The organism is Streptomyces aurantiacus (assembly GCF_001418335.1).
GTDB lineage: Bacteria > Actinomycetota > Actinomycetes > Streptomycetales > Streptomycetaceae > Streptomyces > Streptomyces aurantiacus.
This window is the reverse complement of record NZ_LIPP01000097.1, coordinates 1-11,814: the sequence shown is the minus strand read 5'-3', so window position 1 is coordinate 11,814 and position 11,814 is coordinate 1. Positions and strand designations below refer to the sequence as shown.

The 11,814-nt window shown below is 71.0% G+C and carries 11 protein-coding genes; 1 reads left to right on the top strand and 10 read right to left on the bottom strand.

Annotated features, from left to right (window positions below; genetic code table 11):
- From AOK01_RS14335 to AOK01_RS14310, 6 genes are all read right to left on the bottom strand, one after another.
- Positions 1-1,133 (bottom strand): ABC transporter permease (locus AOK01_RS14335; protein WP_157871309.1); only part of this gene is annotated, 1,133 nt, incomplete at its 3' end.
- Positions 1,134-1,136: 3 nt separating this feature from the next.
- Positions 1,137-2,171 (bottom strand): ABC transporter permease, encoded by a 1,035-nt coding sequence (locus tag AOK01_RS14330; RefSeq protein ID WP_055511488.1) that lies wholly within the window; start codon positions 2,169-2,171, stop codon positions 1,137-1,139.
- Positions 2,172-2,204: 33 nt separating this feature from the next.
- Positions 2,205-3,797 (bottom strand): ABC transporter substrate-binding protein, encoded by a 1,593-nt coding sequence (locus tag AOK01_RS14325; RefSeq protein ID WP_055511486.1) that lies wholly within the window; start codon positions 3,795-3,797, stop codon positions 2,205-2,207.
- A gap of 55 nt (positions 3,798-3,852) precedes the next feature.
- Positions 3,853-5,241 (bottom strand): serine hydrolase domain-containing protein, encoded by a 1,389-nt coding sequence (locus tag AOK01_RS14320; RefSeq protein ID WP_055511490.1) that lies wholly within the window; start codon positions 5,239-5,241, stop codon positions 3,853-3,855.
- A 147-nt stretch (positions 5,242-5,388) separates the two neighbouring features.
- On the bottom strand, positions 5,389-5,871 hold the full coding sequence (locus tag AOK01_RS14315; protein ID WP_055511484.1) for a nuclear transport factor 2 family protein: 483 nt from the start codon (positions 5,869-5,871) through the stop codon (positions 5,389-5,391).
- Positions 5,872-5,939: 68 nt separating this feature from the next.
- Positions 5,940-6,950 carry an NADP-dependent oxidoreductase gene (locus tag AOK01_RS14310; RefSeq protein ID WP_079103414.1) on the bottom strand — a complete coding sequence of 337 codons (1,011 nt, stop codon included), beginning with the start codon at positions 6,948-6,950 and terminating at the stop codon, positions 5,940-5,942.
- Positions 6,951-7,074: 124 nt separating this feature from the next.
- Between AOK01_RS14310 and AOK01_RS14305 the strand changes: the two genes are divergently transcribed.
- Complete coding sequence (locus AOK01_RS14305; protein WP_055511480.1) at positions 7,075-7,662, top strand: TetR/AcrR family transcriptional regulator; 588 nt, start codon at positions 7,075-7,077, stop codon at positions 7,660-7,662.
- Positions 7,663-7,737: 75 nt separating this feature from the next.
- Here AOK01_RS14305 and AOK01_RS14300 read toward each other — a convergent pair whose 3' ends face one another.
- The 4 genes from AOK01_RS14300 to AOK01_RS14285 all read right to left on the bottom strand — a co-directional run.
- The gene (locus AOK01_RS14300; RefSeq protein ID WP_055511478.1) at positions 7,738-8,331 is read right to left on the bottom strand and encodes a GNAT family N-acetyltransferase; all 594 of its coding nucleotides are present in this window, start codon (positions 8,329-8,331) and stop codon (positions 7,738-7,740) included.
- A gap of 168 nt (positions 8,332-8,499) precedes the next feature.
- Complete coding sequence (locus AOK01_RS14295; protein ID WP_157871307.1) at positions 8,500-8,784, bottom strand: hypothetical protein; 285 nt, start codon at positions 8,782-8,784, stop codon at positions 8,500-8,502.
- A 148-nt stretch (positions 8,785-8,932) separates the two neighbouring features.
- Positions 8,933-9,973, bottom strand: coding sequence for a LacI family DNA-binding transcriptional regulator (locus AOK01_RS14290; RefSeq protein WP_055511473.1), 1,041 nt, complete (start codon positions 9,971-9,973; stop codon positions 8,933-8,935).
- A gap of 80 nt (positions 9,974-10,053) precedes the next feature.
- Positions 10,054-11,814 (bottom strand): discoidin domain-containing protein (locus tag AOK01_RS14285; protein WP_055511471.1); only part of this gene is annotated, 1,761 nt, incomplete at its 5' end.

The following is an 11,814-nucleotide window of genomic DNA, read 5'->3' as shown; positions in this document are numbered from 1 at the left end:
GCTTCCCCCTGCCCGACGGAGAAGCCGACCCCCCGCACCGCGCTGACCGGACCGTCCGGACCGGGGAAGCTCACCCGCAGCCCCTCCACCGACAGCACCGGCTCCCTGCCGGGCCCGTCGGCGTCCGGCGCCACTGCCGGTGCGGGGCCGACCTCGGACGGCCCGGCGGGACGTACGGGACGCACGGGACGCACGGCACGGGAGCGGTGGGCGGTGGGGACACCGACGGCCTTGGCGACGGCCTCGCCCGTGAGGTTGAAGGCCAGCCCGGCGATCACCACGGCGGCGCCGGGCGCCAGGGCCGCGGCGGGGTGGGTGTAGATGCCGTTGAGGCCCTCACCCAGCAGCCGCCCCCAGTCGTACGACGGCGGCTGCACGCCCAGGCCGAGGAACGAAAGACCGGAGAAGGCGAGCAGCGCGCCGCCGGCGCTGATGGTGGCGTTGACGATCAGGGGGTCGGAGATGTTGGGCAGCACGTGACGGGTGAGGACCCGCAGGTCGCCCACCCCGGCGACGCGGGCCGCGTGGACGAAGTCCCGCTCGCTGACCGACGCCACCAGCGTCTGGGTGAGCCGGGCGAAACCGGGTGCCATCGCGAAGCCGATCGCGAGGACCGCGCCCTTGGCGCCGAGCCCGAACACCACGGCGAAGAACAGCGCGAGCAGCAGTCCGGGGAAGGCCACGGCGACGTTCACCACCGCCGTCACCAGCCGCCCGACCCGGCGACCCAGCAGCAGCGGCGCCACGCCGAGCACGAGGCCGGTCACCACACCGAGCACCGTGGCCAGCAGCGCCAGGGCGACCGACAGCCGGGTGGCGACCAGTACCCGGAAGAAGACGTCCCGGCCCAGGTTGTCGGTGCCCATCCAGTGGCGTCCCGAGGGCCCCTCAAGGAGCCGGCCCGTGTCGATGGCATCGGCCCGGCCGGACCACAGCAGCGGGCCGAACACCGCCAGCAGCAGGACGAGCAGCAGCAGTGCCGCTGCGCACCAGCCGAGCGGGGAGCGCAGCACACCGAGCCACCGGTTGCCGCCGGCCCGGCCCGTCGCGCTCTTGTGCGGTGCGCCGTCCGGCGTTTCGCCGTGCGTCCCGTGGTCCTCGCCCGCCCTGCGGGCCTCGTACTCCACCGCCATCGGTCAGCTCTCCCGGATCGCGGAACGCGGATCGAGCAGGGCCAGGGCGACGTCGACCGCGACGTTCACCAGCAGCACGCCCGTGCCGTAGACGAGGACGACGCCCTGTACGACGGGGTAGTCCTTGGACAGGATCGACTGGACGATGGTGCTGCCCAGGCCCGGCCACGCGAAGACGTTCTCCACCAGCACGGTGCCGGCCACCAGACTGCTCAGCAGCAGCCCGCCGATGGTGAGCCCTGCGGTCACGGCGTTGGGCAGGGCGTGGCGCAGATACACCTTCCGCGGTGGTAGGCGTTTGGCCCGGGCGGTGCGGATGTAGTCCGTGTGCAGCACCGACAGCATCTCGATCCGGACGATGCGGGCCAGCACCGCCGCGGGCCCGGCGGCCAGGGACAGCACCGGCAGGACATAGGAGGCGGGGCCGTCCTGGCCCGCGACCGGGAACCAGCCCAGCCGCACACCGAACACCCAGACGAGGCCGACGGCGAGCAGGAACTCCGGGACCGCGGCCACCAGGACACTGGACGAGGTGAAGGCCAGCTCGGTACGGCGACCCCGGCCACCGCGGGTCAGCACAGCCATCACCAGGCCCAGCGGCACCGACAGCACCACCGCCAGCAAGAAGGACGTCACGGCGAGCGAGACGGTGGACGGCAGCCGGTCGCCGATCACCTGGCTCACCGGCAGGCCGCTGGTGATCGAGCTGCCGAGATCACCTCCGGCCAGGTCCCGCAGGAAGCGCAGGTACTGGGCCGGCAGCGAGTCGTTCAGCCCCAGCTGCTCCCGGCGCAGGTTCACCACCTGCGGCGACGCGTTCATCCCGAGCGCGCCCCGGACGGGGTCGCCGGGAATGAGATGGATCATCGCGAACGCCGCCGTGACCAGCACCCACAGCGACACCAGCAGCCGGGCCAGGCGGCGCACCGCGAAGCGGACCCACGGGTGCTCCAGCAGGCCGCGGGCCAGGCCCGGCGAGGCGTGCGGTTGCTCGGTGCCGGGTCCGGCCACGAGCCGGTCGGCCGTCTGTGCGTTCATCTGTGTGCATGCCTCCGGGTTACGGCCGGCCGGTCATCCGACGACGCGGATCGATGACGGTGCGACGGCGCCGTCGATGAGGTCGAACGTCGCGCCGTTGCCGAACACGGGCGTGACCAGGTCGGCGAAGGGCACGACGTCGGCCCGCCGGAACAGTGCCTTCTCCGCGGCGGCCCACTCGTCGCAGCCCTTCGCACCGGCGAGCACCGAGGCGGCTTTCACATGGGCGGTGTACTCGGGGTTGTCGATGGAGCCGAAGTTGTTGCCGCCCGGCGAGGTGGGACCCGAGAGGAAGGGCACCGCCTGGGTGGGCAGGGTCACGGTCAGCGGCAGGAACACGGCGTCCCACGAGCCCTCTCCGGCGAGGACCTGGTCGAACTGGCTGTCCGCCGCGCCCCGCAGGGTGACCTGCACGCCGGCCTTCTGCCAGAAGGAGCGCAGCAGTTCCGCGGCGTTCTGCATCGGGGCGCCGCGGCTGGTCGGGTAGTAGAAGGTCAGGGACAGCTTCTTGCCGTCCTTCTGCCGGACACCGCCGGACCCCTTGGTCCAGCCGGCGGCGTCGAGGGCGGCCTCGGCGGCGGCCTGGTCGTGGTCCGGGAGGTTACCGGCGACGGTGTCCACGGCGCACGGCCCCTGTCCCTTCGCGACGAGTCCTGAGGCCGGCCCACCGGCACCGTTGGTGATCACTTTGCGCAGCTGCGCCAGGTCGAGGATCGAGGTGAGCGCGCGCCTCACCTCGGGGTCCGCGGTCGGTGCGCCGCGTCGCTGGTTGAACCACAGTTCGCCCAGCGGGGCGTGCATCGTGCGCTTGAAGTCGAGCCGGTCCTGCACTCGCGTCTTGTCCTGGCCGGTGATCAGGGCCGCGTTGACCTGTTTGGAGAGCAGCAGGTTGGCGGAGGTGGCCTCGTTGCGTACGACCTTGAGCACGACCGAGTCAGGAAGCCCTTTCGCGCTGCCGGTCTTCTGGTTCCCGGGCCCCCACGTGTGGTCCTTGCGGCGGGTGAACGTGTAGTGGTCGTCGGCGACGGCCTGGGTGAGGGTGAACAGGCCGGTGCCCGAGCCGCCCTGCTTGAGGATGGAGCGGTCGTCCAGGCCCTTGCGGCACACGATGGGCAGGCTGCCCACGTTGCGGCCGAGGAAGGCGTCGGGGCTCGGCGAGGTCACCGTGACGGTGCCGGCCGTGTCGTCGGCCTTCGCCTTCGCCCCGGCGGGCACATACAGTCCCACCATGCTCGACCCCTTCTTGGGGTCCGAGGCGTAGTTGATGTTGTCGGCGACGTCCTTCGCGGTGAGCGGGGTGCCGTCGGAACAGGTGATGCCCTTGCGCAGGGTGTAACTCGCGGTCGTGGACGTGCTCTTCCAGGTACCGGCCAGCGCGGGCACCTCCTTGCCGGAGGTGTCGAGGGACACCAGCGAGTCGTACATGAACAGGCCGACCTGGTGGGCGACGGACAGCGTGGTCGCGTGCGGGTCGAGGGTGCCGGGGTCGGCGGCGATGGCGAGCGTGAAGGTCCCGCCGTCGACGGGCTTGCCGGAGCCGCTGGTACCGCCCCCGCCACTGCAGGCGGTCAGCGCGAGTGCCAGTGCCCCAGCCATCGCGAGCGTCGTCGTCCCTGCGTATCTCATGTGTCTCTCCCGCGGAAGGGTCGAACGGGCCGAGGCGGACCACCGGCCCGCGGTGTCACTTGTCGGCGCGGCGGTCCGCACGGCCGGTGTGCAGGAACTGCGCGGGCCCACCGGGGGCGCCGCCGACGAAGGCGTACGGCTGGTGGAAACCGTGCTCCTGCTCCTTGGCGATCAGCGTGTCGCCGTCGAAGGCGACCAGCTCGACCGTGGTGGTCTCCATGCCCATCTCGGCGGCGAGCCCCTTGGGAACGCACTCGACCCAGATCCGGCGCTCGCCGTCCTGGGTGACGGTGTTGTCGAACAGCCGGGAGTTGTACGTGCCGACGTAGCGGCCGGCGTCGACCGGCTGCGGATCGGCCGCCGGCACCGGCATCGCGGGGAGCCCGACATCGGCCAGTTCCCGCAGCACGTGTCCCACGATCTCGCGGTAGAGGCCGATGGGCTTGCCGCCGTTGGTCAGCAGGGTGACCGCGAGGTCGTGTTCGGGCACCAGCCGCAGGAAGGCGGCCTGGCCGATCGTGGTCCCGTCGTGCCCGATCACACCGGTACCGGCGCCGTCGAAGATCTCCCAGCCCAGACCCCAGGCGTCCCCCATCACTCCGAGACGGGGCAGTTCGACCTCCCGTTCCCGCATGGCCTTGGCCGTGGCCTCGCTCAGGACGACCGTGCCGTCGCCGGCCCTGCCGCCGTCGAGGTGCATCCGGGCGAAGGCCAGCAGATCCTGCGGACGCATCGCGAGCATGGAGCCCGCGGGAGAGTTCGAGGGGGCGAGGGACCACACGGGCGCGGGCTGCATGGGGTCCTCGGGCGTCGGCCTCAGATGCCCGACGGCGGTCCGGTGGAGGATTGCGTCGTCGGCTCCGTGCGCCGCGTGCGTGAGGCCGAGCGGGGTGAACAGGTGCTCGTGCAGACAGGTGCCGAAGGGCTTGCCGCGCACCACCTCGACGAGCCGGCCCAGCACGCAGTACCCGGCGTTGTTGTAGGAGAACAGCTGCCCCGGCGAGAAGAGCTGGGGCACATCGCCCAGGGTGGCGACGTACTTCTCCACGCAGTCGTCGTCCCGGCCCGTGTCCGTGAAGATGTCACCCTCGAACCCGGCGGTGTGGTTGAGCAGTTGCCTGACGGTGATCGCCGAAGCGGCGGACTCGTCGGCGATACGGAACTCCGGCAGCCGGCTGCGTATCGGCGCATCGAGGTTGATCAGACCCTCGTCGGCGAGCTGCATCACCAGCGTCGCGGTCCACAGCTTCGTGATGGAACCGATCTGGAACAGCGTGTCGGTGTTCACCTCCACGCCGGTCGAGAGGTTCAGCACGCCCGCACCGTGGGCGACGACCTCTCCGCCCAGGTCCACGGCCACCGCCGCGCCCGGTACCTCGTACTGGTCGAGCAGTGCGGGCAGTCGCTCTTCCCACCAGGCTCGCATCTCGTCGAGTTTCGTCATGCGGTGAACGTAGAGGCGCGCGGGCCGTACGGACTCGTGCCGGAGCACGAAGCCCGGCCCTCAACTCCGTGCATCCGTACGAAGCCTGCGACCGCGAACCTGTGCAGGTACCGCGTCACGCGTCGGGGTACCTGCCGACCGCCGGGGTCACACGGCGTTGTCCATACCGACGAGCAGCCGCGCGATACGCCACCCCCTTTCGGTGTGCCGCAGCGTGAACGTGTAGAAGCCGGTGGTGATCACGGTCGTGCTCCCGCCCGCGTTCGACGTCAGCGTCAGATAGGCCCACACCACCGCCGTGTCGGCGTCCGCGCGGTGGAAGACGATGTTGGTCAGGTGGTGCCTTCGCTGCTCGGTCTGCGCCTTCGTCGCGTCCCGCACCAGGTCGAGAATCGCCGAGCGCCCGACGAAGGGGCCCTGCTCGGCCTCGTCGGCGATCGTGACCGTCCAGACGGCGTCCTCGGTGAGAACACTCTCCAGACCCGCCAGATCACCGTGATCCAGGGCGAAGGCGTAGCGTGCCAGCGTCTGCTGGACGTCGAGCCGCTCCGCAGGGCCGAGATCCACCTCTCCCGCAGTCGTCGCGTCGAGGTGGCTGCTTCCCCAGCCGAAGGCGGCGGTTGTCGTCATGGCAAACCTCGTTCGTGTTCGTTCGTGGTCTGTTGTCGGGCGAAACGGCTCGTTGAGACGGCCTCGCTCTAGGCGACCGTGAGCACGATCTTGCCCCGGATGTGCCCGCGGGCGGCGCGTTCGTGCGCTGCGCGGGCGTCCGCGAGCGCGAACGTGCTGTCGATCGCGACGCGGACCGTGCCCGCGTCGAGCAGGCGCCCCAGTTCGGCGAGCTGCGCGCCGTTCGCGCGGACCTGTGCGCTCGACACCGTGACGCCCAGCTTCGCGGTCTCTGCCTCGTCGAAGTCCCCGAGGAACACGGGGAACTGGGCGCCGCCGCGCTTGAGCGTACGCAGGAAGCGTGCGCTCCCGGGGCCGCCGACGGTGTCGAGAACGAGGTCGATGTCGTGCACGAGTTCCTCGGGACGACTCCTCGTGTAGTCGATGAACCGGTCGGCGCCGAGCTCGCTCAGGAACGCTTCGTGCGCGCCCGACGCCACCGCGACGACATGGGCGCCCTTCCACTTCGCCAGCTGCAGCGCGAGGTGCCCCACGCCGCCCGCGGCGCCGTTGACGAGCACCTTCGTGTCGGCGTCGAGCACCGTCGGTCGGTGCCGTGCCTCCTGGAAGGGCGAGGGGTGATCGTGTCCCGCCTCGATCAGGAACTGCCACGCCGTCAGCCCGGCCATGGGCGCTCCGGCGGCGTGCACGTGGTCGATGCCGGCCGGCTTGCGCGCGAGGTCGGACGCGGGCGCGGCCACGTACTCGGCATACGCGCCGCCGTCGAAGCCGGGAAAGCGCAGCAGACCGAAGACCTCGTCACCCACGGCGAAGGTGTCCACGTCCGGGGCGACGGCTTCGACGACGCCCGACACGTCCGTGCCCGGGATCGCCGGCAGGACGAGCTTCGCGTCCGGCTTCCCCGGCATGCTGTTCAGTCCGCCGCGTACGTACCAGTCGGGGGGATTGACGCCGACCGCGTGTACGCGGACGAGCACCTCGCCCGGCCCCGGCTCGGGCATCGGCACCTCGTCGTACCGCAGGACTTCCGGGCCGCCGTGCTCGTGGAACCGGACCGCTCGCATCGTGTGTGTAGGCATTGTTCTCTCCTGCCCGCGCTGCGGGATAGACTTATTCGGATCAGTGCTCCACATAAGCGGATCGCTGGTCCGAATATATGGACCACTGATCCGGATAGTCAAGCCGGATAGTCAAGAGGGACAGATGCGGGCCGATGCCAGGAAGAACCGCGACCACCTGCTCGCCGTGGCGGGCACTGCCGTCAGCGAGCAGGGCGTTGACGTGTCGCTGCGCGATATCGCGCGCCGGGCCGACGTGGGGCTGGCGACGCTGCTGCGCCACTTCCCGACGCGGGAGGCGCTGCTCGATGCCCTGCTCCGTACGAGCTTCGACGAGATGACGGCGACGGCGGGCGAACTGGAGGCGTCGAGCTCGCCCGAAGACGCTCTCGTCACGTGGCTGCGCGACTGCGTCGCCTGGACGACCGAGTACCGGGGTGTGACGGTGCTGATGGCGGCCGCCATCGAGGACACCGGGTCCGCGCTCCATGCCTCGTGCGTCACGCTGCGCGCGGCCGGTGCGCGGCTCCTCACCCGCGCCCAGGCCGTGGGCGCGGCGCGCGCCGACCTCGACGGCACTGATCTGTTCGCGCTGGTGGCGGCGCTCGCGTGGCTCAGCGATCAGCCCTCGCTCGCCCCGCGCGCCGATCACCTCTTCGACGTCGTCACGAGCGCGATCCTGACGCGTCCGGTGAGCGCCGGCACCGGGGGAGCGCCGCCCCCGGGCCCGTAGCGGACGTCGTCGCGCACGAGGACCGGCGAACTCGGCCACGCGGGCGCAGCCGTGCCGCCCGGGAGCGGCGCCTCGTCACGCGTTGGCCCGGACCCCGGTCCTCTCCCTGTCGGCCGACCGGTGCGGCATGGGGATCTCGAAGTGCACCGTGGCGACGCCGGGCCCGTGTTCGCCCGTGCCGCGGGCGTCGCACACCTCCTCGGCCTGGCTCCGCCAGAAGGCTTCCGAGCCTTCGACGTTGGTGTTGGTGTGGAGGTAGATGCGTTCGTACCCGGGTGTGTCCGCGACGAAGTCGCAGGCCGTGTCGACCAGGGTGCGAGCGAGCCCCCGGCGCCGGTGGCCGGGCAGTACGTATACGCGGACCAACTGGGCGGTGCTGCCCGACGGGTACCTTTCGGCGAGCCATCGAGGGTGCGGCGGGTGGGCGGGGCCCGCCGACCGCACTCCGGTCGTGGCGACCACCTCGCCGTCGTGGACGGCGACGAGGAGCAGGTGCCGGGGATCGTCGAGGTAGGTGCCCTCGATGTCCACCGTGTCGCCGTGCCACTGGGGTACGTAGCCGTACCCGAACTCGTTGTAGAGGGTGTCGAGCATGACGCGGCGTGCTCCGTCCACGTCGGCCGGTGTCGCGGGGCGCACGGTGTATCCGCGGTGCGCGGTATGGCTCAAGGGAGTTCTCCTGACGGTGCTGACGGTCGAGCTCACCCTAGCAATCAAATGAAAACCATTGCCAATATGGTGGGACTGCCGCACGAGGCGGACCGTACGCCGTGCCTCAGCGATCAGGTCCGGCCAGGGCTGATCAGGGCCGATGAGGGATGCGGGCGGACGGGGCAGTCACGCGAGCCATGGAGGAGACCGGGTGGTGGCCGTGTCGGATCCCGGGCGTACGTTCGCCGAGCTGCTCGACGCCGGCCATGGCATGACGCGGGAGCGGCTACCGGGCACGGTGTGTGCCTGCGCCGCCCACGCGGGCTCGCGGCAGCTCGCGGCGCCGGTGGCCATGATGATCATCTCGATGCGGCCGCACAGCGACTCGCACTCCCGCCTGGTACGCGCCCGGCCCATGACGGTGGGAGCCGCACCGCAGTGGAATCCGATGCCGCCGCGTGCCTTCACCAACGGCTACGTGACGATCAGCGCCGCGGTGGAACCCGCGTACGGTGTCGGCGGCGACGCCTTCGACCACGGCGGGTCGCCGGTGCACCGACACACCCGAGGAACTGCGCTCCCACCCCGGCACACCTTCCCGGTAGGGCAGAGCTCTTCCCTACGCCGATTCCCGGACCACCAGCTCCGGATCGAAGATGACCGAGGCCGGCTCGGTGCGTACGCCCCTGATGTGCTCGGCCAGCAGCCGGGCCATCGCCGCCGCCATGTCCTCGACCGGCTGGCGGACGGTGGTCAGCGGTGGTCTGCAGGTGACCGCCACGCTCGAATCGTCGAACCCGACGACCGCGACGTCGTGCGGCACCCGGTGCCCGCGCTCCCGCAGCACCTGGCAGATCCCCTGGGCCATCAGATCGTTGGCGGCGAACACACCGTCCACGTCCGGGTGTTCGGCGAGCAGCCGCGTCATCGCCGCCATACCGCTGTCGACGGTGAAGCCCCCCTGGACGAGCGGCACGTACGCATGGCCGTGACGGGCCATCGTGTCCCGGAACCCGGCCAGCCGCTCCTGGCTCGCGGGCACCCCCAGCGGCCCCGACACGGTGACGATCCTGCGGCAGCCCCGGCCCAACAGGTGCTCGGCCGCGAGACGCCCGCCGTCCCGGTGGGCGAGGTCGACGTAGCTGAGCGCGACCGGCCGGGAGGGCCGGGCGAACAGCACGGCCGGCAGACCCGCGTCCGCCAGCAGCGCGGGCAGCGGATCGTCGGCATGCGTCGAGACCACGAGGGCCCCGTCCGCGCTGCCCTGCCGCAGATACGTCACCACTTCCCGGCGCGCCTCGTCGGTCTCGGCGAACATGAGCACCGGATGCATCGAGCGCGGACGCAGCTGGCCGACGACGCCGCTCACCACCCGGCCGAAGAACGGGTCCCCCAACACCCGCGCGGCGAAGGCGTTCTGCTCCTCCTCCGAGACGTCACCGGCGCCCGACATCACGAGCGCCACGGTCTCGGTGCGCCGGGTCACCAGTGATCTGGCGGCCTGATTGGGCGCGTAACCCGTTCTGCTGATCGCCTCGCGGACCGTTTCCTGGATGGCGGGGTCGACGTTGCGGACGCCGTTGACGACGCGGGACACGGTCGCGCGGGAGACCCCCGCCTCCCGGGCCACATCCTCCAGGGTCGGGGCCTGTCTGCTCATGCCCGCACCCTAACGGCACAGGTCAACAACGGCATAGAGCGCTCTCCCAGGGCGTCGGCCTGTCGAGCGACCGGTCGAGATCAGTTGTAGACGCCGAACTCGTAGAGGGAGTAGCCCCATCCGGTGCCGCGCGCGGTGCCGTGGACGCGGACGTAGCGGCCGGTGCCCGAGACGTCGAAGTCGTCGACTCCGCCGTTGCCGTCGGTCACCTCGCGCACGGTCCGCCAGTTCTGACCGTCGTCGGACGTCTGGATCGTGTACGCCCTGGCATACGAGGTCTCCCAGACCAGCTGCACATGCCGGAACGTGCTGCTCGTGCCGAGATCGACCCGCAGCCACTGCGGGTCGCTCCAGTCACTGGCCCAGCGGGTGTCGTTCCTCCCGTCCACGGCGCCCGCGGCGGTGCAGGGGCAGTCGCCGCCGCCCGTCTGGTAGGAGGAGGCGGTCGCCGGCTTGCCCAGGGCGAGGTCGGTGCCGTCGACGGACGGCGGCACCACACGGACGGAGCGCGTCTCGACGCCGACGTTGCCCCTGCCGTCCGTGGCCTTGACGTAGATCTTCCAGACACCGGGCCGGTCCGGCGCGGTGACCCGTAGTCGACCGCCGCCCAAGTCGGTGTGCGGCAGCGTGGTCAGCTGCTTGTTCTGGTCGACGTAGTTGCTGTTGTCCAGGACCTCGTACGAGATCGCGTCCCCGTCCGGGTCGCTCGCCCCGACCGACAGTGTCAGGTCGCGCCCTGCCTGCACCCTGCCCGCGTCGCCCTCGACGGACAGGCCGGAGACGACCGGGGGAGTGTTGTCGCGAGAGGTGTCGGCGCCGTACGCCCGCTTCACCGCGTAGTACGACAGCCGCTTCTGTCCGGCGGGCAGCAGGTTGAACCAGATGCCGCCGAAGTCGTACTCGGTGCCGTAGTGGAACATCGTGGCGCCGAGCGCGACCCCCCGGTGCCCGGTGACGCAGCCCCACGCCTTCGTGTACCCCTCGGCCTTGGCCTGGTCGGTGGGCTCCTGGGGGACGCCGTTGGCGTCGTCGGGCACCTCCCACTCGCCCGCAGGACCGCTCTCGGTGACGATGTACGGCTTGGTGTAACCACCCTGTTCCCAGGCCGACTTGATGTCGCACACGGCGTTGTAGGCGTTGACGGCGTACAGGTCGAGGTCGGGTGCGTTCCTCTTGTAGTAGGGCCAGGCGCCGACCCAGGCGTCGGTCGAGGTGACCGGATGGTTGGGATCGACTCCGTGGATCTTCTTCGTGACGTCGTTGACGAAGGTGGTGTAGGCGTCCCGCTGCCGTTCGAGCTCGTCGCCGCTGTAGCAGTTCTGCAGGCCGAGCACCGACTCGTTGCCGACGTTCCACATCAGCACACCGGGGTGGTCCTTGTACTCCTGGACCCACTTCGGGAACTCGGCGAGCATCTGGCTCTTGTACGCGGTGTCCGTCAGGTAGTTCACACAGCCGCCGCTGCCCGGACCGCCGCCGGGCTGCAGCCAGAACCCGGCGACGACCTTGACGCCGTTGGCCGCCGCGGAGTCGAACAGGGCCTTGCTGGAGGCATCGGTGCCCCAGGTGCGGATGGTGTTGACGCCCATGGATCTGACGTCGGGCATGTACCGGCCGGCGTCGGCCACGGCCGGGCCCCAGGTCAGGCCCTTGACCTGGTACGGGCTGCCGTCCACGGTCAGCTGCCAGTTGCCCTGGGAGCCGGTCACCCTGACGACGCTGCCGGCGGCGTGCGCCTGCTGCGCGGGCAGGGAAAGGACGCCGGCGGCCAGCAGTCCTGCGGTGAGAGGCGCCGCGATACGGCGCGTGCGGGGAAGAGGTGGGCTCATGGGGGTCTCCGG